Here is a 22616-nt window from a genome sequence, read left to right as displayed (position 1 = left end):
ATGTCCTTAAGCAATGGGCCGGCAGCAGCAAAGAAGATCTTTTTAAATTACTGAGGTTACTATGACCGCACTAATGTTCCCTGAGCTAGGGCACTATGCGCTGATTCTTGCGCTTGTTATGGCGCTGGTTCAGTCTGTTGTTCCTTTACTTGGCGCTCAGCTGAGAATGACAGGCTGGATGAGTTACGGTTCTCCTATGGTTTGGGGGCAGTTTTTCTTTGTCTCATTGGCTCTGGTTATCCTTGCCTATGCTTTTGTGTCTGATGATTTTTCTGTTGCCTATGTGGCGAATAACTCGAATAGTGCGCTGCCAACAGCGTATAAAATCAGTGCGGTTTGGGGGGGGCACGAAGGTTCTCTGCTGCTCTGGGTCTGGATATTAGCGGCATGGAGTTTTGCCGTAACCCTGTTTAGTCGCAGCTTACCCGACGATATGCTGGCTCGGGTGATCTCGGTGCTAGGGATGATTAGTGTTGGCTTTATCTCTTTCGTCTTGCTGACTTCGAACCCTTTTGATCGTTTTCTGCCCCAGTTTCCTTCCGATGGTGGCGATCTGAATCCACTGCTGCAGGATTTTGGTCTGATTGTTCATCCGCCAATGCTCTATATGGGGTATGTAGGTTTTTCGGTGGCTTTTGCTTTCGCTATTGCTGCCCTGATTGGTGGTCGTTTGGATACGGCTTGGGCTCGCTGGTCCCGTCCATGGACCTCTGTGGCCTGGGCGTTTCTGACACTAGGTATTGCTCTGGGTAGCTGGTGGGCTTATTACGAGCTTGGCTGGGGTGGCTGGTGGTTTTGGGATCCGGTAGAAAACGCATCCTTTATGCCTTGGTTGGTGGGTACTGCTCTGATGCACTCCTTGGCGGTGACGGAAAAGCGTGGTGTGTTTAAGAACTGGACGGTGCTGCTTGCGATTATCGCATTTTCTCTAAGCTTGCTGGGAACCTTCCTGGTACGCTCCGGTGTACTGACATCGGTGCATGCTTTTGCCACTGATCCGGAGCGGGGGTATTACATTCTTGCGCTGTTGGCGATCTGTATCGGCGGTTCTTTTGTGCTTTACGCCTTGCGGGCACCGGATGTTAAAGCAAAGATTGGCTTCAGCTGGATGTCTCGGGAATTTTTCCTGCTGATGAATAATATCCTGCTGGTCATTGTCATGGTGACCGTACTGTTAGGTACGTTGTACCCGCTGCTACTGGATGCTCTAGGGTTGGGTAAAATATCGGTTGGCCCTCCGTATTTTAATGCCGTGTTTGTGCCCCTGATGAGTGTGCTGGGTATCTTTATGGGGCTTGGGCCGGTATCCCGCTGGAAAGATATTAGCTGGCGAGTACTGCGGCAGCGTATTTGGTTGTCAGGTGTACTGAGCTTAAGCTTGGGTATAGCCTTGCCCTTTATCGCAGGCGGTGAGTGGAACACCTATGTTTTCATCGGCATGACACTGGCGTTCTGGATTACCTTCTCTCAGTTGCGTGATATGAATGAGAAGCTGAAAAATAAGGGCTGGAACTACACCGGTCTTAAAGGCTTAGGGCGTAGCTATTGGGGTATGGTGCTGGGGCACATGGGAGCGGCAATTACGGTTGTTGGTATGGCCATGGTGTCTAACTACACCCTGGAGCGTGACGTTCGTTTAGTACCCGGTGGTAGCGCTGAAGCAGGGGATTATCGCTTCGAAATGGTAGAGGTGAAGCATGTTGATGGTCCTAACTGGACTGCCGAGCAGGCTGAAATCCGTGTCTACAAAGACAGCACAGTCGAGGCGACTATGTTTCCGCAAAAGCGCCGTTATATTGCCCGCAACCAGGTGATGACGGAGGCTGCTATCGATTGGGGGATTTTCCGGGATATCTATGTTGCGATGGGTGAGCCGCTGGAGGGTGGCGCCTGGGCCATGCGCGTTCAACATAAACCCTATGTGCGCTGGCTCTGGATCGGTGGTGTTGTGATGACGCTTGGTGGCTTGCTGGCTGCTGTGGATAAGCGTTACCGCCGTATGGCCGCCCGTGATGCGAAAGCCAAACAAACGACTGATCATAGCGACTTATCTACAGAAGGAGCGACTGCATGAAGCGCCGTCTGATGCTGTTTATTCCATTAGTTATTTTTTTTGTTATGGGGCTGTTCCTTTGGCAGGGGCTGAAGCTTGATCCAAGAGAGCTACCATCAGCTTTGGTTGGTAAGCCATTCCCGACGTTTACACTGAGTACAGTTAAGGATGAAAGTGCAGCGATAACAGAGAATGCCCTGAAGGGACAGGTATCTTTGGTCAATGTTTGGGCAACCTGGTGTGTCGCCTGCCGACAGGAGCATCCTGAGTTGGTACGTATTGCCCAGGAAAGTGGCCTAAAAATTTTTGGTCTGAATTATAAAGACACCCGCCCTGAAGCGATTCGCTGGCTGGATGAATATATGGATCCGTATCAGTTCAGCCTGTTCGACGAAGATGGTCGTGTCGGCCTGGACCTGGGCGTCTATGGTGCACCGGAAACCTATATTGTGGATAAAGACGGTATCGTCCGTTACCGTTTTGTTGGTGTGATTGATCGTCAGGTTTGGTTGAATGAGCTGCTGCCAGAGGTTAACAAATGGAGATAGGTAAACAGATAGCCTGGTACAGGATAAATACTCTCTGGTTCGTGCTGTTGATTGTGGTATCCATCGGCGCTGCGTTTACCTACGCGCCGACGGCTCAGGCGACCATCGATGCCTTCGAGTTTAAAAATGATGAGCTGCGCACCCGATATCAGGATCTTGCGGCAGTTTTGCGCTGCCCTAAATGTCAGAACCAGAACATCATTGACTCTGATGCCGGCATTGCTGCGGATCTCCGTCAGCAGGTTTACCGCTTGTTGAACGAGGGCTATACCGATGATGAGATTCTTGATTTTATGGTCGCCCGCTACGGTAACTTTGTACTCTATGAGCCTCCGGTTAACTCTCTGACCTATCTTCTCTGGTATGGCCCGTTTGTCCTGTTGTTTCTGGCCGGGATAGTGGTTTTCTTCCTGTTACGTGGTAATCGCTCAGCGGCCCAGGCAGCACAGCAAATCAATGAAGATGACCGGGAGCGTCTGAATAAACTTCTGAATAAGAAGTCAGACTAGTCCCTGTATTAAACAAGCAGCCGGCATGCCGGCTTTCGTTCACCGATAGTTGAGTTTTAGAGATATGACACCTCTCTGGATCGGTATAGCAGCAATGTCTGCTTTAGCAGCCATCTTTGTACTGCTGCCGCTGGTAAGAAACCGCAATCAGGCACAAAGTCTGACCGAAGCGGAATTAAGTGAACACAATGTGGCGATGTTCCGCCAGCGCCTGGAAGAGCTGAATCAGGAGCTGGCTCAGGGCAATTTGTTGCCGGAACAGTTTGAACAGATGAAGTCCGAGCTGGAACAGACCCTGCTGGATGATGTGGGTGATAAAGAGATCCCAGTGCTAAGGTCTACCCGCCCCGGTATTCTGCTGAGCCTGGTATTGATCAGCCTGATTCTGGTGAGCTCTGTAGGCTGGTATTTTGTTAAAGGTAATAGTGGTGGTGTTGCCCTGGCTTTAGAGCGGCAAAATGGTGATATGCCTTCTGTGGAAGAGCTGGTTGGCCGTCTTGAACAGAGCCTTAAGCAAAACCCTGATAGTGCGGATGGTTGGTTTCTGCTCGCGCGTACCTATATGAATATGGGACGTTTTGCCGACGCAGCAGATGCGATCAAAGAAGTGATCCGCATCGATGGTCGTACCGCCGTTGCATTGGCCCAGTATGCACAGGCTCTTTATTTTGCGAATCAGAATGTGATGACGCCTGAGATTGATACTCTGCTGGATGAAGCGCTGCAGGCAGACCCAAATGAAGCTGCTGCATTAGGGCTTCGTGGTATCTCTGCTTTTGAATCGGGTGCTTATCGTGAAGCGATAGGCTACTGGCAGCAGGCATTACAGTTTATCGGTGACCCGAACAGCGCAAATGCGATTCGTGCCGGTGTCAGTGAAGCTGCAAGGCGACTGGAAGCTCAGGGGGAAAGCGTTGATACCGCAAGCGCAGGATCATCGATTAAGATACAGGTCGACCTGAGCGATGCCGCAAAAGCTGCAGCTAACCCCGCAGATACTGTCTTTGTCTTTGCCCGTGCGCCTCAGGGAGGGCCTCCAATGCCTTTGGCTGCGGCAAGATTGAGTGTTGCGGATCTGCCGGTGACGATTACTCTGGATGACTCTATGGCCGTGGCGCCTATGGTTCGCCTTTCCAGTGCAACAGAGGTGAATCTGGCGGCCAGAATTGCTAAAGCTGGTACGCCTGAGCCTCAGCCCGGAGACTGGCAAGGAGTGAGTGGTCCTTATCCTGTCAATCATAAAGAGGTTGTGAAGCTGGTCATCACAGATCAGATTCAGTAATCTAAGTGGCTGATTAGCTCTGCCATAGAGAGAGCTGTCGGACAGTAGAAAATAGCATGATACAAAGCAGGGCTTTTTAGCCCTGTTTTGTATTCAGAAGAAGATGTTATAAGGTCTCGGGCAACGGAAGGTTATGCGGCTAAAATGTATTCGACTGGCAGGATTTAAATCCTTTGTCGACCCCACCACAGTACCTTTCACTAAAAATATGACCTGCGTCGTTGGTCCTAACGGCTGTGGTAAATCCAATATTATTGATGCCGTACGCTGGGTGATGGGGGAGAGCTCCGCCAAACACTTGCGTGGTGAGTCAATGACCGATGTGATCTTCAACGGCTCCACCGCCCGTAAGCCTGTGGGACAGGCCTCTATCGAACTGGTGTTTGATAACAGCGATGGTACTCTGAAAGGTCAGTACGGCCAATATGCTGAGATCGCTCTCAAGCGCCAGGTGACCCGTGAGGGACAGTCCAGCTATTACTTGAACGGCACCAAATGCCGCCGTAAAGATATTACCGAAATTTTCCTTGGTACCGGTCTCGGTTCCCGAAGTTATGCCATTATTGAACAAGGCATGATCTCCCGTCTTATTGAGGCGAAACCGGAGGAACTGCGTAACACCATCGAAGAAGCTGCCGGTATCTCAAAGTATAAAGAGCGTCGCCGGGAAACAGAAAACCGGATGCGCCGTACCCACGATAATCTGGAGCGTCTGCAGGATATTCGTGACGAGCTGGAACGTCAGTTACAGCGCTTGCAACGCCAGGCTGAAGCCGCCCATCGATACCGTGAGCTGAAAGCTCAGGAGCGTCGCTTAAAAGGACAGTTACGAGCGATTCGTTGGCGTGACCTCGATGTTCAGGTTCGCCAATATGCTGCTGTGATCAGCGATCTTGAGATCCGCTCCGAGAAACATCTCTTTGCCCTGCGCCGAGCGGAAAGCGAGATCGAAGAGAGTCGCCAGCAGCACCAGGAAGCTAATGAACAGCTGGAGCAGTTTCAGGCCAGCTTCTATGAGCTGGGCAACCAGATCTCCCGTCTTGAACAGCAGATGACGCATCAGAAACAGCGTGGGCAGCAGCTACATGCAGATCTCCTGGATGTGGATCGGCAGATTCAGGAAAACCATCAGGAGCAGCAGCAGGATAAAGAACGCTTGCAGGATGTTGTGCTGCTGCTGGAAGAGCTGGAGCCTGAGTTTGAGATGCAGCAGGAAGCCAGTGAAGCTCTGGAGATGGCTCTGGAAGAAGCGGAAGAGAACGTCCAGCAGTGGCAGCACCGCTGGGACAGCTTCAACCAGAAAGACCAGCAGTACCGTCGTGATGCGGAGTTGGCACAATCCAATATTCAGCAGCACGAGCGCTCCCTGAACGACCTGAAACAGCGACATGCCCGTGTTCATGATCAGCTTAATGGTCTGGAAGCACCGGAAGAGAATGATGAAGAACTGGAACTGATGCAGGAAACTGCACTGGAGTTTGAACTTCAGTTGGAATCTCTGGAGGAGGACGCCGAATCCCAGAAAGAATCCTTGCAGACCTGTCGTGAACAGCTGGCGGAGCGTCAGAAAGAGCGTGAAAACCTCCAGGAACAGCTGCAGGTTAGTTCAGGTCGTCTGTCATCACTACAGGCTCTGCAGGATGCTGCTTTAGCTGAGGATGATCCCGCCCAACAGAGTTGGTTGGCCCGTCATGGCTTATCTGAAGCCCCGAAGCTTGCAGAACATCTTGAGGTCGCCCCCCGCTGGGCGCAGGCAGTGGAAACCGTACTGGAAGCTCAGCTGCAGGGCTTAACCTGCAAGCAGCTACAACTGCCGGAACTGGCCAAGGGGCTGCCTGAGCGTGACAAAGCGGATTTCACTTTTATCGCATCGGATTATCCACAGCCCCAGCTGACCGGTAATGTCAGTGAAAGTGAAACCCTTGCCGCCCAGGTATCGATAGGCCAGGGGCAGCTGCCGGAGCGTCTGCTACAGGTGATTATTGTTGAATCCGTGGAGGAAGGTGTAGGGCGGTTGGCCCGGTTACCACTGGGGTATTCGGTAATTACAGCGGAAGGTGTCTGGCTTGGTCATGGCTGGCTGCGTTACCACAAGGGTAATACCGAGGCTGCCGGTGTGCTCAATCGTGCCCGTGACATTGAACAGTTGGAACAGGATCTGGAGGTCGGTCGTGAGCGTCTGGCAGAGCTGGACGAAACACTGAGTCAGCTGAAGAGCCGACAGCAGGAGCTGGAAAACCGTGCGGGTCAGTTGGCGGATCAGCGTATGTCAGTTCAGCGGCAGAAAAGTGAATGGGATGGTCAGATCCGTACCCGCCAATTGAAACAGGAGCAGTTTAAGGAACGTCAACGGCACCTGAATGAAGAGTTGGCGCAGATCCGGGCCCGTGAAGAAGAAGAACAAAATCTTCTGGAAGAAGCCCGGGAGAACTGGCAGCTGGCACTGGAGCAAGTTGAAGCATTCTCCGAAGAACGTGAGCACTTACAGGCAGACCGTAGCCAGACAAAAGAAGTTTATGAGCAAAAACGTCAGTCAGCACGTCTTGAACGGGATAAGTTACATCAATTAGCACTTCGTCGGCAGGAGTTATCGGGTCAAAAACAACTGGCGGAAAAAGGTGTTGAGCGAATAGAGCAGCAGCTGGAGCGTTTGAGAGAAAAGCGTGAAGAGTTGCTGATGACTCTTGAAGAAGCGCAGGAACCGAAGGAAGGTAGTGAATTACTCCTTGATGAGCTGATTGACCGTAAAGCAGAAGAAGAGCAGAAGCTGATAAGTGTGCGTGAAAAAGCACATCAGCTGAATGATGCCATGCGTCAATTGGAAAAAAGCCGGGCCGAGCATGAGCGCGATCTTGAGCGAGCGAGAACCGAGCTGGAAAAAATGCGCATGCAGCAGCAAGCTCTGTCAGTTCAGCGTGAAGGTATTAATGAGCAACTGGATGAGATCGGTGGAGACCTGGATGACCTGCTCAGTGGTTTACCGGAAGATGCGACGGCCAATCACTGGCAGGAGCGACAGAACCAGGTGAGTGAGAAAATTAAACGTCTGGGGGCAATTAACCTAGCGGCAATCGAAGAGTATGAAACACAGCTGGAGCGTAAGCAGTATCTGGATGCGCAACATGATGAGCTGACCCAGGCGCTGGGCATGCTAGAAAGTGCGATCCGTAAGATCGATAAAGAAACCCGCCAACGTTTCAAGCAAACCTTTGATGAGGTTAATAGTTGGCTACAGCGGCTTTTCCCGAAAGTGTTTGGTGGTGGTAGTGCCTGGCTGGCACTCACCGGGGATGACCTGTTGGAAACCGGGGTTTCGATCATGGCGCGCCCACCGGGAAAGAAAAACAGTACGATTCATCTGCTCTCTGGTGGTGAAAAAGCCCTGACGGCCATTGCGTTGGTTTTTTCTATTTTTCAGCTCAACCCCGCCCCCTTCTGTATGTTGGATGAAGTGGATGCACCTTTAGATGATGCCAATGTTGGTCGATATGCCAATATTGTGAAAGAGATGTCAGAGCATCTTCAGTTTATCTATATCAGTCACAATAAAATCGCTATGGAGATGGCAGACCATTTAATGGGCGTAACAATGCAGGAGCCTGGGGTATCCCGAATTGTGGCCGTTGATATTGATGAAGCAACAGCGCTTGTAGACGTATAAATGTTCTCTTTTGTAGCGTAAAATAGCTAAAGTCAATGAATCTGAGTCAATAATTAACTATTTTACACAGGGTTTTAACTGCATGGGCTTACGTGAGTGGCTGATGGTTTTGGGTGGTCTGATTTTGTTGCTGATTATAGCCGATGGTATCCGGCGTATGCGCAAAGCTGATGCTCAAGGTGAGAATGTCGATGAAGAAGAGCGCGCCCGGCAAGAGCAGTTGCGCAGGGAGCTGCCTTCGGGTGGTGCTCGGGTGGTAAAGAGTCATGATGTTGAAGTTTTTGATGATGACCCGATTCCCGTCCTGCGCCACGAAGTTGAGATTGAAACAGAGTCTGACACTGATTCAGATATCTCATTGCATGACGAGACCTATGATCAGGACTCGACTCCATTCTTTGATGAACAAACGCCTGAGGCGGAGCATTTCGCTGAAGATAATGACTACTCTTCCGACTCTGATGCTGCTGAGACTTATTTGCAAGCCTCAGAAGATGAAGAAGCAGATATTTACCAAGAGCCGGATTTTTCTCCGGAGTCTGATCTGGCAGATATCAGTGATGTGCCTGATACGTCTCTTTATACCCCTGAGTCAACCGCTGACTCCGAGTTAGATTATTCATCGGCAGATAATATCTCTGATGCAGAGGCCTCTCCGGCCGAAGCTGAGCCTGCTGCCTCATTTGAATCCGAATCAACAGAAGATTCAGTATCTGATGACAATAATCTGCATATAACGGCATTTGATCCGGTTGATGATGACCTGAGCGATCTGGAGCCTCTTGAGCCTTTAGAGAAGCGCTTTGCGGCTGCTAAAGCCCGCCGCCTGGAAGAAGAGCACAAGCTGGAACAGCAGAAACGGGAAGAAGCTGAAGTAGAGGCTGCAGCTCTGGAAGAGTCTGACCCTGTTAAGGCAGCAGTACGTCGTATTCAGGGCAAGCATACAGGACCTCGGCCACTAGAACGAATGAAGCAGCGGGCACCGGTTGCAGATGAGATGAGTTTGGCTGAACGACAGTATCGACAGCAGCAGGAAATGGCCCATAAAGCCGATGTCCTTAAGCGAAAGCAGGAGCAGGCCAATGCACAGCAAGCTCCTGTTGCTGATGAGCAACCCGCAGAGCCGGGCAGTGGCAAGAAGAGTGCGTCGGCTAATCGTAAGTTCCTGTTGAGTGCTGACGAAGAGCGTGGTCAGATTGCGGATGCTGATGAGCTATTGATGATGCATGTTAAATGTAAGGATGAGCGTGGTTTCCATGGCGCTGCTCTTTTACATATCGTCATGCAGTGCGGTATGCAGATAGGTGCCATGGGGGTATTCCATCGTTTTGTTAAAACAGAAGATGGCCCTCAGATTCAGTTCTCGATGCTTAGCTCTGTGGAGCCAGGTGTTTTTGATATTGATCAGCTTGATGATCTCTATATTCCGAGCGTTTCTTTTGTAATGGGCTTACCGGCCCCTGGTAACAGCCAGGAGTGCTTTACTATGATGCTGGAAACCGCAAAAGTCATTGTGCGGCACATGAGTGGTGAGCTAAGGGATGAAAACCGTAGTGTGATGACACCGCAGACTATCGAACACTACAAGCAGCGGATTCAGGAGTTTGAGCGCCGTAAGCAGTTGGCGCGTATGCGCTGACGTTGTGATAGCGGCCTGAGAGAATGAGTGGGGAAAGCTCTTTCTTAATGGCCTTAAGGTTCAACTAACCTGGGTTGCAGCTTGTGGCTGCAACCGGTTTCAAAACCACCGATGAGGGTGGTTTTGCTGCTTTTGGTTTGTACCTCTGATACGACTCATACCAATGATCATTTTTTAAACCCTGTATCGAGATTGTTATGCCTCTATTGTCCGGCTCCTCTTCTGAATCACTATCCTCTGAACAGCAGATTGAGAGTCTGCGCCAGCAACTTAACGACCATAACTATCGTTATTATGTGGAGGATGATCCGAGTATTCCTGATGCGGAGTACGATCGCCTGATGCGCCAGCTTCAGGAGCTGGAAGCTCGTTATCCTGAACTTCAGTCACCGGACTCTCCAAGCCAGAGAGTAGGAGCCGCACCTCTGCCCGCTTTTACTCAGGTCACGCACCGGGTGCCGATGCTCTCTCTGGATAACGCCTTTGACGATGAAGAGTTCAGGCGCTTTAATCAAAGGGTTAAAGAGCGTCTGAAAACTGAGGATGAGATTGAATACGCCTGTGAGCCTAAACTGGATGGTATCGCGCTAAGTATTCGCTACGAGCGAGGGCTTCTGGTTCAGGCTGCCACCCGTGGTGACGGCAGCACAGGTGAAGATATTACCCAGAATGTAAAAACGATTGGCTCAGTGCCTCTGCGCCTTAAGGACGCAGATATTGAAGGTGGGCTACCGGACGTACTGGAGGTTCGTGGCGAAGTTTATATGCCGAAAGCGGGCTTTGAAAAGCTAAACAAAGCAGCGGCTGAAGCGGATGAAAAAGTCTTTGTGAACCCACGTAATGCAGCCGCCGGAAGCCTGCGTCAACTGGACAGCCGCATCACGGCCAAACGTCCTCTGGAGTTTTGTGCATACAGTGTGGGCGAAGTCAGCGATGGTTTTATGCCTGAGCGCCATAGTGATGTGCTGCAAAAACTGAGCGGCCTCGGTTTCCGGCTGAACCCAGAGTTAAAAGTAGTGACAGGTGTGCAGGGCTGTCTGGATTATTATCGCGATCTTGGGTTACGCCGCGATCAGCTGGCCTTTGAAATCGACGGTATCGTTTTCAAAACCAATCGTATGGAGATACAGTCGGCATTGGGTTTTGTCTCTCGTGCGCCACGCTGGGCAATTGCTTATAAATTCCCTGCACAGGAAGAGATCACAAAACTGCGTGATGTTGAATTTCAGGTGGGGCGCACTGGTGCTATAACGCCGGTGGCCCGTCTTGAGCCGGTTTATGTTGGTGGTGTAACCGTCTCCAATGCAACCCTGCATAATGCAGATGAAGTAGCCCGTCTTGGGGTTAAGATCGGCGATACAGTTATTGTCCGCCGTGCCGGTGATGTCATTCCTCAGATTGTTTCTGTTGTTTTGGAGCGCCGTGAAGGGAATCATGATCTGAAGGATATTATTTTTCCTGCGACATGTCCTGTTTGCGGCTCGGAAACAGAACGGGCTGAGGGAGAAGCGGTGGTTCGCTGTTCCGGCGGTCTGGTGTGTGCCGCTCAGCGGAAAGAGGGCATTAAGCACTTTGCCTCCCGAAAGGCACTGGATGTGGATGGCTTGGGTGATAAGCTGGTAGAAGCTCTGGTTGATAAAGGGCTGGTCAGCAGCCTGACCGATCTTTTTCACCTGAATGTGGATGATGTTGCGGCCTTGGAGCGAATGGGGCCTAAGTCTGCACAAAATTTGCTGGATGCACTTCAGCAGGCAAAGCATACGACCCTCCCCCGTTTTATTTATGCATTAGGTATTCGTGAAGTGGGTGAGGTGACCGCGAAGCAGCTGGCGCAACACTTTTGTGACCTGGCCGTGATCCGTAACGCCACCGAAGAGCAACTGCTGGAAGTGCCGGATGTAGGCCCCATCGTTGCGCATCATATTGTTACTTTCTTCCGTCAAGCACACAATTTGGAAATGCTGGATGCTCTGTTAGCTGAAGGTATTGAATGGCCTGAGATTGAAGCGCAGCCATCAGCGGAAGAGCTACCTCTAGCGGGGCAAACACTGGTACTGACAGGCACCCTGAATCAGCTGAAACGTAATGATGCTAAAGCTGCTTTGGAAGCACTTGGTGCCAAGGTGTCCGGCAGTGTTTCTAAAAAAACCCAGCTGGTCATTGCCGGTGAAGCCGCTGGATCTAAGCTCACTAAGGCACAGGAGTTGGGTATTGATATCACCGATGAAGAGGGTTTGCTGGCATTGCTGCATGAGCATGGCAAATTGTAACGCAAACCGGTATTAGGCAGATAAAGACTGAAATGGATAAGATATTGTGAGTGAGATGATTAAAGGATGTAAACATCAGGTTAAGGGGAAAGGCGGCATACTACGTCTGTCACTGTTGGGGTTGATCACCTTTATACTGGCAGGGTGTGCTGTTGCTCCGCCGCAAAAGCCGGACAATGCCTGCGAGATCTTTCGTCAGTACCCCGATTGGTATATTTCTGCTAAACAATCGGAAGAAAAGTGGGGAACAGCTGTACCCATTTTGCTCGCTTTTATCCACCAGGAATCTTCCTTTAAACCGGATGCTCAACCGGAACGAACCGCCTTTTTGGGAATTATACCCGGACCCCGCAAGTCCTCATCCTATGGCTACACTCAGGCTTTGGATTCCACCTGGAAGGAATATCAGGACAAAACCGGTAATCGGCGTGCCAGTCGTGGCCGCTTCCATGACGCAGTGGACTTTATTGGCTGGTACAACTATCAGGGGTATTTAAGAAACGGAATTGAGCGTAATAATACCTACTATATGTACATTGCTTACCATGAGGGGCATGGTGGTTACGCTGAAAAAAAATGGCAGAGTAAATCCTGGCTGAAAGATGTCTCTACCAAAGTTGCTAACCGTGCAATCGAGTACCACAAACAACTGGAGAGTTGCCGGTCAACCCTTGATCGTGGAGCTAGCTGGTGGGTGTTCTGATTTCAGGCAAAACCGGACAAGCACCGGATAAACGCCTGCTCCTGAAAGAGACAACCGAAAAAGAGAGACCTTATGATCGATGTTCCCTATCGGGATATTTCACCGGATGCGCTGCAGGGATTGCTGGAAGATTTTGTCACCCGTCAGGGCTACGACACCACAGAGGTTGATGTGGGTCTTGAAGACTGGGTACAGCAGGTGCGTCAGCAGCTGGTTAAAGGCGAGCTGACCATTGTATTTGATCCTGTAACTGAGTCGGTGACGATTCTTACCAAGCCGGAATACCGCAAGCGGGTTCAGGAAGCTGATCTGTAATTAATATTGATAAGGATTTTGCATGCAGGCAAAGGATATTACTGCCTTGGAGCAGTTGAAGAAAAGCAAAAAGTTAGAGCCATATATCAACTACATTCGGTTCCCATGTTTTAAGAACCTAGAGGCAGGGACAAGAATAGATTTTGATTTTCCGTTAACAGTTATTGTTGGCCAGAATGGAACTAACAAGAGTTCTGTTCTCAGAGCGATACAGGGTTGCCCAAAAGATTACAGTTTAGGGAGCTTTTGGTTCTCGACAGATCTGGATCCCATTTCAGGTGAAGGGGAAAATCAGCCTCGATATATCTATGGATATTTTCAGGGAGATGCGAAAAGAGATGTTGAAGTTATTAAAAAGAGAGCTAGAAGGGCCTATCCAAACTCTAAAGAAATAAACCCAGACTATTGGGAGCCTGATCGACCACGGATTTCTGATGGCATGGAGGCCATGCCTCCTGTCGAAGATGAGGATAATCTCATTGGGAGAAGTAAAACCCGTTGGGAACTGATGGTTAAGAATGTAGTTTTTTTGGATTTTAGGAGTGAAATCAGCTCGTATGACAAGTTTTTTTATCATGGGGAGCTAGGTCGCCGGATCAGCTTTAAGTCAAAGCAGGACTTCATCAGGAAAAAGTCAGTTTTCCTCAAGAAAGTGGTTGATCAAAACTTACAGTCGAAAACTCTTTATCGTGGAAAGAAGGAGCAAGTTAGCAAAAATGAAGAGTTGTCTCCTGCTAAGTGTGCAGTGATTTCTGAAATACTTGGAAGAGACTATGTTTCTATTCGGCTCGTGGAACATTGTTTTTTTGGGATGGATGGCAGCTCTGTAATTCTCCAATCAAATGCTCTGCAATATAGTGAGGCCTTCGCAGGAAGTGGTGAGTTTGCTGTTGTAATGCTTGTACAAAAAATACTTTCAGCCCCACAAATGTCGTTGATTATTTTGGATGAACCTGAGGTATCCCTTCATCCGGGTGCACAGACACGTCTAGTTGCCTTTTTAATAGATGAAATCCGAAAAAATAAGCACCAGATTGTGGTGGGCACGCACTCTCCATTTATTGTCAAAGGGTTGCCGAAAAAAGCAATTAAAACTCTGTTTAACGATAATGAAACAGGAAAAGTCAGGTCGTTGAGAGAAACCCATCCAGAGGAAGCTTTTTTTCATTTAGGCAGCTCTTCGGACGCTAAATATCGCATTTTTGTCGAAGATGCTCTTGCTGCTGAATTTGTGCTTAGAGCACTCCGTTTGAAGGGAGAAGCCACATTTAAGTTGTTTGAGGTTGTTTTTATGCCGGGTGGTGCTGGTGATCTTCGGCAGTCATTCGTACTTCCTGAAGCGCTTTCAAATGGGTGCAAATCACTTTTCATTTTGGACGGAGATGAAGGATCGAGAACTAATATATGTCAGAGCAAAATGCAGGATATTCCTGATAATCAGCTCGACCAAGTTATTCAGGATTTGTCTAATGGGCAGCAGATCAAGTTTCCTAAGGATGGGGGCAATGATCCTGATATTGAAAAAAATCTAACAAAATATAAGAGGCAGTTTTGTAAATTTTTCTTAGAATACATGTCCTTTTTGCCCGGCAACGGTACGCCGGAACAATTTATCCTTGAAAACCTGAAAGAAGACCCATTTGAAGGGACGGGAATTTCCCCTGACCCAGATGCAAAAGCCAAATTTAGGCAGTTGACTCAGCATTTATTAGGCAAAGAAGACTTTGAAGATGTAAGTTCGAGTGAAATTTTTAGTACTCAGAAAATGTACTTAGCTAAGTTAGACAATGTTCATTTTGAACCGATAACTGAAGCGATAGATAACTTTTTAGGTAAACAGTAGTGAGTATACGAGTTTTTGACTTTTTCTCAGGTTGTGGCGGGACAAGTCTTGGGTTACGCAATGCTGGAATGGACATTGTGTTTGCCTTAGATAATGACCCTGTGGCAATTGAGACATATCAAGTTAACTTTCCAGAAGTGGAGAGTGTTGCTCGTGATATTTGTGTGACTGAATCTTCAATTTTGTCCCCATTAATAGAGGCTCAGGATAGAAAGCAAAGTCCTCTGTTGTTTTGTGGGTGTGCCCCCTGTCAGCCATTCTCAAAACAGAATGGTAATAAGTCTGCAGAAGATCCTAGACGAAACCTTCTTAGTGAGTTTTCTCGTTTTATCGAGTACTGGCTACCCGAGTTTGTGATGATCGAGAATGTTCCCGGAATTCAGAAAGTAGGCATGGGTGGAGCATTTGAGAGCTTTACTCAAATGCTCCACAAGTCTGGATACTCTTTCGATTTCAATATTGTCCCAGCAAGAAGTTTTGGTGTCCCTCAAAAAAGGGAGCGCCTGGTTCTACTTGCGTCACGACTGGGTTCAATTTCTTTCCCTGAATTTACTCATGGCCCAGAGGCTGGGCAACCATATTCAACAGTTGAAGAGTGGATCAAAGATTTACCTGAAATAGCTGCAGGGGAGGTTTGCAAGTCTGATCCTGATCATCAAGCGGCTAAACTGTCAGCTTTAAATCTTGAGCGGATTAGGTCGACGCCTGAGGGTGGTAGTCGGGACTCTTGGCCTGAACATTTGCTTCTCGATTGTCACAAGAAGCATAAAGGTCATACGGATGTGTATGGCCGCCTCCATTGGAAGCGCCCTGCAAGTGGCTTGACAACTCGCTGTATTAGCCTTTCGAATGGACGTTTTGGTCATCCAGAGCAAGATAGAGCGCTGTCACTTCGTGAAGCTGCGTGTTTGCAGACTTTCCCTCGCTCGTATAGGTTTTGCGGAAGCTTGGCAGACCGAGCCAAGCAAGTAGGTAACGCTGTTCCTCCTTTGATGGCTCAGACAATAGCCCAGAGTTTTTTCAAAGTTCTTGAGGCAAGGTAAGTAAACAATGCCTTCAGATCATGAAATGCCTTTCCCCCGATAGTTGGATACCCAATATTAGGGTGGGTGGGGCTTGAGGCTCTTATTCACAACGGCATCTCAGCGAGACAGTTAAGCTGTTAGCATGGTACCTCTATAGACCATGGCCAGTAGTGGCAGGACCTCTATCGTGCTACTAATGATGAGCACTCCTTTTTCTTACCTAAAGAGTCAATTTCTCCACTTGGATCAGTAGTAATAAAGCTACGTCTGGGGCTCCCCATTGTCGTGATTTCCACAGTGCAGATATCAAACTAAGAAACCTAATTAAGGTTGAATCCTATTCATGGACTGGTGCGTATATCGATACACGAAAGCAATTTTGCATCACCGTCTGCTTGCGGGTGACGTATCGGATTCAGACAATGACAAGGATATAAATAGACCTATGAAAAAATTAGTCTTACTGGGTACTATCGCTGCGGTGATTGCCGCTTTTTTTACCTTTGATCTGAACCAGTATCTGACACTGGACAGTCTGAAGAATAGTCAGGAACAACTGGCCCTTTGGCAGAGCCAAAGCCCCGTTATTACGGTGGCTGTATTCTTTGTGATCTATGTGGCGGCAACGGCGCTTTCGCTGCCCGGTGCAACGATTATGACTCTGGCGATTGGCGCTGTTTATGGGCTGGCTGAAGGCTTGATTCTGGTGAGCTTCGCGTCAACCATCGGAGCTACGCTGGCCTTTCTGGTGGCGCGCTTTGTTCTGCGTGACAGTGTGCAAGCGCGCTTTGGTGATCGGTTAAAAGCCTTTAATCAGGGAGTAGAGCAAGAGGGAGCCTTTTACCTCTTTACCCTGCGTTTGGTGCCGGTGTTTCCGTTTTTTCTGATCAATCTTTTGATGGGGTTAACGCCGATCAAAACCCGTACTTATTACTGGGTCAGCCAGCTGGGTATGTTGCCAGGTACGTTGATTTATGTGAATGCAGGTACGCAGCTGGGTCAGTTGGACTCTCTGTCCGGTATTGTTTCCCCTGAAATCCTGCTCTCCTTTGCGCTGCTTGGTGTTTTCCCTTTGATTGCTAAGAAAATAGTCGCTGCAGTGAAAAAGCGTCGGGTTTACAAAGGCTTTCAAAAACCGGCTAAATTTGACCGTAACTTAATTGTGATCGGTGGTGGTGCAGCAGGGTTGGTCAGTGCTTATATCGCCGCAGCGGTGAAAGCCAAGGTAACCCTGGTCGAAGCCAATAAGATGGGGGGGGATTGCCTGAACTACGGCTGTGTACCCAGTAAAGCTCTGATCAAAAGCGCCAAAGTGGCTGAACAGATGCGCCATGGGGATCAATACGGCTTAGAAGGCGCAGAGCCTCAATTCAGTTTTAAAAAGGTGATGCAGCGTATCCATGATGTGATCGCGGCCATTGAGCCCCACGATAGTGTTGAGCGTTATACCAGTCTGGGGGTAGAGGTTTTACAGGGTTACGGCAAAATTATCGATCCGTGGACGGTAGAAATTCAGCTGAATGATGGCAGCAGTCAAAGGTTAACCGCCCGTAGTATTGTGGTTGCCGCCGGAGCCAAACCCTTTGTGCCGGAGATTCCAGGGCTGGATCAAGTGGGCTATCTCACCAGTGATACCCTATGGGAAGAGTTGGCGAAAGAAGATGATATTCCACCGCGCATGGTCTTACTGGGTGGCGGCCCTATCGGCTGTGAGCTGGCGCAAAGTTTTGCTCGCTTAGGCAGTAACGTGATTCAGGTGGAGCGTAATGACCGCGTTATGATGCGTGAAGACCCTGAGGTTTCTGTCCTGGCTGCTAATGCCCTGCGTAAAAGTGGCGTCGATCTGCTGACCGGTTACGAAGCGATTCGCTGTCAGCTTGGTGGTGAAAACCAGAGCGAAAAACAGCTGATCGTAAAGAATCCCGATGGCGAAGAGGAGATTATTGCCTTTGATCGCCTGATCTGTGCCGTAGGCCGAACAGCCCGTCTTACCGGTTACGGGCTGGAGAATCTGGGGATTCAGACCGAGCGCACCGTTGTCACCAATGAGTATCTGGAAACCCTGTACCCGAATATCTACGCGGCAGGGGATGTGGCTGGGCCGTTTCAGTTTACCCACACCGCGGCCCATCAGGCGTGGTACGCGGCTGTTAACGCTTTGTTTGGGGAGTGGAAGTCCTTTAAAGCGGATTATTCTGTGATTCCCTGGGCCACCTTTATCGACCCTGAAGTGGCGCGGGTTGGTTTGTCGGAAACCGAAGCTCGGGAGAAAAATATTCCCTTCGAAGTCACCCGCTACGGACTGGATGATCTGGATCGGGCCATTGCTGATGGCAGTACCGAAGGTTTTGTTAAAGTGCTCACCGTACCCGGTAAGGATAAAATCCTGGGGGTGACCATCGTTGGCACCCACGCCGGAGACCTGCTGGCCGAGTATGTGTTAGCGATGAAGCATGGCTTAGGGCTGAGCAAAATTCTCGGCACCATTCATACCTACCCGACCTTGGCAGAAGCCAATAAGTTTGCTGCAGGGGAGTGGAAAAAAGCCCACGCCCCAGAAAAACTGCTGGCATGGGTGGAGAAATATCACCGCTGGAAGCGGGGGTGATTTCCTGAGGGCAAACTTGCCATGTGGCGTATAGACCGCTAGAATTGTGAGGCGTGAGTAAATCCTAGGGAATCCGCGACGCACATTTGTGTATCGTAAGCGTCTTGTAAAGGCGTCGGACTTAGGGGTCACGCTTTTTTTTACTCTAAATAACAGTGATGTTGCATGATTATTTATCTGGATGAAAGTGGCGACCTGGGATGGAAGTTCACTGCTCCTTATCGTAAAGGCGGCTCCAGTAGATATATAACAATTGCTAGTTTGGTCGTATCTCCTTCAAAAAGACATCTTCCTAAACGTCTTGTTAAGAAACTTTATAAGAAATTTAACTGGCCATCAGACTCAGAGAAAAAGTGGTCTGATATGTCTGTTGAGGAGCGTATTTTTTTCGCAAAGAAAGCAGCTGTTCTTCGTGAAGAACATCCTCAGGATATACGATATATTTCTATCACTGTCCGAAAAGAAAACGTTCAGCCCTATATTCGCAGAGATGCGAATAAGCTGTATAACTACATGATAAGCCTTTCTTTGCTGGACGAAATGGCCCGTCACGAAGATGTTTTGTTTGTGCCCGATCCGAGAAGTGTCAAAGTAGAAAGCGGCAATAGCTTACATGACTATCTGCAAACACAGCTTTGGTTTGAACAACAGACTTCTACCATATTGACGACTAAGCCTGAAGACAGCGCATCAAATTTGAATGTCCAGTTTTCTGATATGCTCTCTGGGATTGTCCAAGGTCATTTCGAAGACGGTAACTCTCAGCCGTGGGCTGAACTGCATCACTACATCAGCTATAAAACACTTTTTTTTTAAACAGTTCAGAAAATCCTCGCCGGATCTGCCTTGTGAGCACTTTCCTTCAATGCCCCTTCCGATATTGCGCCGGTGTCACATGATAATACTGTTTAAACCGCTGACTAAAATGACTTTGGCTGGAGAAGCCGCACCGCAGGGCGATCTCTGCCAGTGACAGACTTTTATCCCGTATCAGATCGGCGGCGCGGTTGAGCCGTCGTTCGGTGACGTACTGATGGGGAGCCTGCCCGAAGCTCACCTTAAACATACGGGCAAAGTGATACTCGCTCAGTTGCGCGAAAGCCGCTAACTCCTGCAGTGTTAACGGATGATCGAGGTGCTGTTCGATATAGTCCAAAAGTTGTCGCTGTAGGTAAGGGGATAGCCCGCCCTTACTTTCCGGCAGACGGATGTAATCCCCACAATAGTTTTTCAGTAGATGTACCATCAGCATATCGCTAGCGCTACTGAGGGCGATGCGGTCGGCGTTGTCCTGCCAGTTCAGCGGACGTATCACCTGCTGGCACAGGCTGCTGATCCAGCAGTCTTCCATAAAGGTCATATCCTGCAGCTGCAGATGATCACTACTTTTATCTTGAATCCTGCCCGCCAGCGCCTTTAGCTGCTGCTCGGAAAAATAGAGGTGCATAAAGTGGATCGGGCCATTTACATCCCAGTGAGAATCACCATCCCCAGGCATCAGACAGATACGGCCGGGGCCACCACCGCCCTGCGTATGGTGGGCAAATATGCGGCGAATGGCATGGCCGCCACCCAAATAACAACTCAGTGTGTGGTGGCCCGGATGCTGATAGCGGGTAAGATCACTTTCTTCCCGACGCCAGATGGCGGCACTGGAACCATTGCCTAGCTCGGTATGGTTTTCCAACCGGGCCTGAGTATTGGACAGGCACTGGAATACCGGCTGGGAGAGAGAAAGCGTGTCTGGATCGATTTTTTCGGACACAAAAAGCCTATGGGGATACTGATTGCTGGCAGGACATGCTACTCGCGGCCTTATGGGCGGGCAAGCCTTAGACCGTACTTGTCAGGCGAAATCCTACGGTTTTGATAATAAAGCGCAAGAATCCGATAAAGGCGCAGTAATCTGCAATCTTCCGGCAGGGATATCGCAGATACTCATGCTTTAATAACCGGTGCAAGCACCTGACAGGTAACATTTATGGTAAACACGGGCTTATATCTGCTGACGGTTCTGATCTGGGGAACGACCTGGATTGCGATCAAACTCCAGTTAGGTGAGGTGGCTGTTCAGGCCTCGATTCTCTATCGCTTTTCAGTGGCGGCCTTGGTGCTGTTTGCGGTGCTGCTGTTGAGTCGCCGTTTACAGAAGATCGAACGCAGCGACCATCTGTTCTGTTTTATTCAGGGCTGTTGTCTGTTCTGTTTTAACTTCTTCTGTATCTATACCGCCACAGGTTATATCAGTAGTGGCCTTGCCTCTGTGATTTTCTCCATGGCTACGGTGATGAATGTGATCAACAACCGTCTTTGGTTTGGCCTGCGTCCTGCATTGCGTACGGTGTTGGGGTCTTGCCTCGGGCTTGGGGGAGTGGCGGCACTATTTTGGCCACAGATCACAGACGGAGGCTTTAATGCGGATGTGCTGTTGGGTATGGGGCTTGCCGCACTGGGTACCTGGTTTTTTTCCAGTGGCAATATGGTATCGGTTCGCCACCAGAAAAAAGGACTTAAAACCACAACCACTAACGCCTGGAGTATGTTCTACGGCGTATTGATGATGAGTGTGATTATTTTGCTGCAGGGTGTGCCTTTGACCTTCAGTTGGGACACCCGCTATATCGGCTCGTTATTGTATCTGGCGATTCCCGGTACTGTGATCGGTTTCACGGCCTATCTGATTCTGGTTGGGCGTATTGGTGCGGATAAAGCGGCCTACAGTACCGTGATGTTTCCGGCGGTGGCCCTGACCATTTCAACCTTCTATGAAGGCTATCAGTGGACAGAGCTCTCACGGGTGGGCTTTGGGTTGGTGGTGCTGGGCAATATCATGATCTTTGCCCGTTGGCCGGGATCAAAAATCCCGGCTGTTCTCCGCCGTTTGCAGCTCTGACATGCTGGCCGCTTGCTCCATAACCGCCATTTTCTGTTCACGTAGTGCTGAGAATTCAGCCATATCCTGAGGCTTGATGGCGGCCGCTGTTGGTATTTTGGCGGTCACGGGGTTAACAGGGCGACCATCAATATGCAGTTCAAAATGAAGATGGGGGCCTGTACTGCGACCGGTATTACCGGATAGTGCAATTCGCTGACCTCTTTTTACCTGTGAGCCTCTTTTTACCTGTATACGGCTCAGGTGCAGGTAGCGGGTTTTATAACTGCCACCATGGTCAATATCGATATATTTACCCGCGAAAGGGTGATTGCCGATACGTGCTACAACACCATCACCTGTACTGAGAATCGGTGTCCCTGTTGGGGTTGCCAGATCAACGCCATGGTGCGGTGCTCGGCGTTTGGTTATCGGGTGCAGACGATTTTTATTAAAGGCTGAGCTGATGCGGTATCTTTTTGAGGTTGGCCAGCGTAGAAATGCCGGAGTAATACTTTCCCCTTTCTCATCATAGTAGTGGCCTTTAAACTGGAAAACGTAATGGGTGCGTTGACGGCGCTGTAAGGATACGGATTCTATTCGGGTTTGGCCGGTTTCAACCTGGCCGGTCATCTCCCGCCCGATAACGGCTGTAAAATGATCTCCCGCCCTAAGGTCGCGTCTGAAGTTAAGCTGATAGCTTAATAGCTGGCTGATCAGAGCGATCTGAGATTGCTCCAGCCCGACACCTCTTGCAGAAAGATAAAAGCTACCTTTGATATCTCCCCGGTAAACCTCTGACACCCAGTAGGTTTTCGCTTGCTGTTCCTGATGCTGGTAAGTGCCGTCAATTTGTCGGGTATACGTGATTTTTCGGGCGGGGTCGCGATAGAGTGTTAGCTGGGCCAGGGTGCCGTCATCGGTCAGGTCCAGGCCAAGGCGAACACCTGGTTGCAGCGTTTCCAGATCCAGATACTGGGTGTCTGCCTGCATAACGTTGTGCAGCACTGACGCAGGTATGCCGTTTTGCTGAAAAATATAGCTTAGATTGTCCCCGGGCTTCACCAGCCATTGAGCTTTTGTTTCGTCCTGAAGAGCTGGTTTATTTTCCGGTGGGCTGAGTGGTTCGTTGACAGCTTTGTCAGTGCTCACAGATAAACCGGGGGTCAGGGTTATGGCTGTTGGGTCTGATGGTGCTATGGCGGCCAGTGCCAGCATAAGGCATACGATGACAAGTAGAACTTTATGCAGTGATGTAAAAAACGGAACTCTGTTGAAGATCATAGCG

16 protein-coding genes are annotated in these 22616 nt (G+C 49.5%); 14 read left to right on the top strand and 2 right to left on the bottom strand.

Annotated elements, in window-relative coordinates:
* Positions 1-73 precede the first annotated feature (73 nt).
* From BTA35_RS03355 to BTA35_RS03295, 13 genes are all read left to right on the top strand, one after another.
* Positions 74-2074: a heme lyase CcmF/NrfE family subunit gene (locus BTA35_RS03355; RefSeq protein WP_077243369.1), complete on the top strand. Its 2001-nt coding sequence runs from the start codon at positions 74-76 to the stop codon at positions 2072-2074.
* Positions 2071-2601 carry a DsbE family thiol:disulfide interchange protein gene (locus BTA35_RS03350; protein WP_077242987.1) on the top strand — a complete coding sequence of 177 codons (531 nt, stop codon included), beginning with the start codon at positions 2071-2073 and terminating at the stop codon, positions 2599-2601. Before BTA35_RS03355 ends, BTA35_RS03350 begins: the two co-directional genes overlap by 4 nt.
* Entirely contained in the window at positions 2592-3110 is a 519-nt protein-coding gene (locus tag BTA35_RS03345) for a cytochrome c-type biogenesis protein (protein ID WP_077242986.1), read from the top strand. Before BTA35_RS03350 ends, BTA35_RS03345 begins: the two co-directional genes overlap by 10 nt.
* A gap of 64 nt (positions 3111-3174) precedes the next feature.
* Complete coding sequence (gene ccmI / locus BTA35_RS03340; protein WP_077242985.1) at positions 3175-4392, top strand: c-type cytochrome biogenesis protein CcmI; 1218 nt, start codon at positions 3175-3177, stop codon at positions 4390-4392.
* Between the two features lie 133 nt (positions 4393-4525).
* Complete coding sequence (gene smc / locus BTA35_RS03335) at positions 4526-8053, top strand: chromosome segregation protein SMC (RefSeq protein WP_077242984.1); 3528 nt, start codon at positions 4526-4528, stop codon at positions 8051-8053.
* Positions 8054-8135: 82 nt separating this feature from the next.
* A complete protein-coding gene (gene zipA / locus BTA35_RS03330) occupies positions 8136-9692 on the top strand; it encodes a cell division protein ZipA (protein ID WP_077242983.1) in 1557 nt (518 codons plus the stop codon).
* 197 nt (positions 9693-9889) lie between these two features.
* The gene (ligA, locus tag BTA35_RS03325; protein ID WP_077242982.1) at positions 9890-11962 is read left to right on the top strand and encodes an NAD-dependent DNA ligase LigA; all 2073 of its coding nucleotides are present in this window, start codon (positions 9890-9892) and stop codon (positions 11960-11962) included.
* Between the two features lie 55 nt (positions 11963-12017).
* Entirely contained in the window at positions 12018-12665 is a 648-nt protein-coding gene (locus BTA35_RS03320) for a transglycosylase SLT domain-containing protein (RefSeq protein WP_077243368.1), read from the top strand.
* Positions 12666-12737: 72 nt separating this feature from the next.
* Positions 12738-12980 carry a YheU family protein gene (locus tag BTA35_RS03315; protein WP_202931159.1) on the top strand — a complete coding sequence of 81 codons (243 nt, stop codon included), beginning with the start codon at positions 12738-12740 and terminating at the stop codon, positions 12978-12980.
* A gap of 22 nt (positions 12981-13002) precedes the next feature.
* Positions 13003-14823: an AAA family ATPase gene (locus BTA35_RS03310; protein WP_077242981.1), complete on the top strand. Its 1821-nt coding sequence runs from the start codon at positions 13003-13005 to the stop codon at positions 14821-14823.
* Positions 14823-15866 carry a DNA cytosine methyltransferase gene (locus BTA35_RS03305; protein ID WP_202931158.1) on the top strand — a complete coding sequence of 348 codons (1044 nt, stop codon included), beginning with the start codon at positions 14823-14825 and terminating at the stop codon, positions 15864-15866. Before BTA35_RS03310 ends, BTA35_RS03305 begins: the two co-directional genes overlap by 1 nt.
* A 427-nt stretch (positions 15867-16293) precedes the next feature.
* Positions 16294-18456, top strand: coding sequence for a dihydrolipoyl dehydrogenase family protein (locus BTA35_RS03300; protein ID WP_077242980.1), 2163 nt, complete (start codon positions 16294-16296; stop codon positions 18454-18456).
* A gap of 165 nt (positions 18457-18621) precedes the next feature.
* On the top strand, positions 18622-19272 hold the full coding sequence (locus BTA35_RS03295; RefSeq protein ID WP_077242979.1) for a DUF3800 domain-containing protein: 651 nt from the start codon (positions 18622-18624) through the stop codon (positions 19270-19272).
* A gap of 46 nt (positions 19273-19318) precedes the next feature.
* On the opposite strand, the gene BTA35_RS03290 is transcribed toward BTA35_RS03295, so the two are convergent.
* Positions 19319-20221 (bottom strand): AraC family transcriptional regulator, encoded by a 903-nt coding sequence (locus tag BTA35_RS03290; RefSeq protein WP_077242978.1) that lies wholly within the window; start codon positions 20219-20221, stop codon positions 19319-19321.
* Positions 20222-20437: 216 nt separating this feature from the next.
* Between BTA35_RS03290 and BTA35_RS03285 the strand changes: the two genes are divergently transcribed.
* Positions 20438-21349, top strand: a complete 912-nt coding sequence (locus tag BTA35_RS03285; RefSeq protein WP_077242977.1) for a DMT family transporter — start codon at positions 20438-20440, stop codon at positions 21347-21349.
* On the opposite strand, the gene BTA35_RS03280 is transcribed toward BTA35_RS03285, so the two are convergent.
* Entirely contained in the window at positions 21311-22612 is a 1302-nt protein-coding gene (locus BTA35_RS03280) for a peptidoglycan DD-metalloendopeptidase family protein (RefSeq protein WP_077242976.1), read from the bottom strand. The two genes, BTA35_RS03285 and BTA35_RS03280, sit on opposite strands and share 39 nt — an antisense overlap.
* Positions 22613-22616 lie beyond the last annotated feature (4 nt).

The organism is Oceanospirillum linum, from assembly GCF_001995095.2.
In the GTDB taxonomy this organism is placed as follows: domain Bacteria; phylum Pseudomonadota; class Gammaproteobacteria; order Pseudomonadales; family Halomonadaceae; genus Oceanospirillum; species Oceanospirillum linum.
The sequence above is the reverse complement of the archived record's forward strand: the minus strand, read 5'-3'. Positions and strand labels throughout refer to the sequence as shown.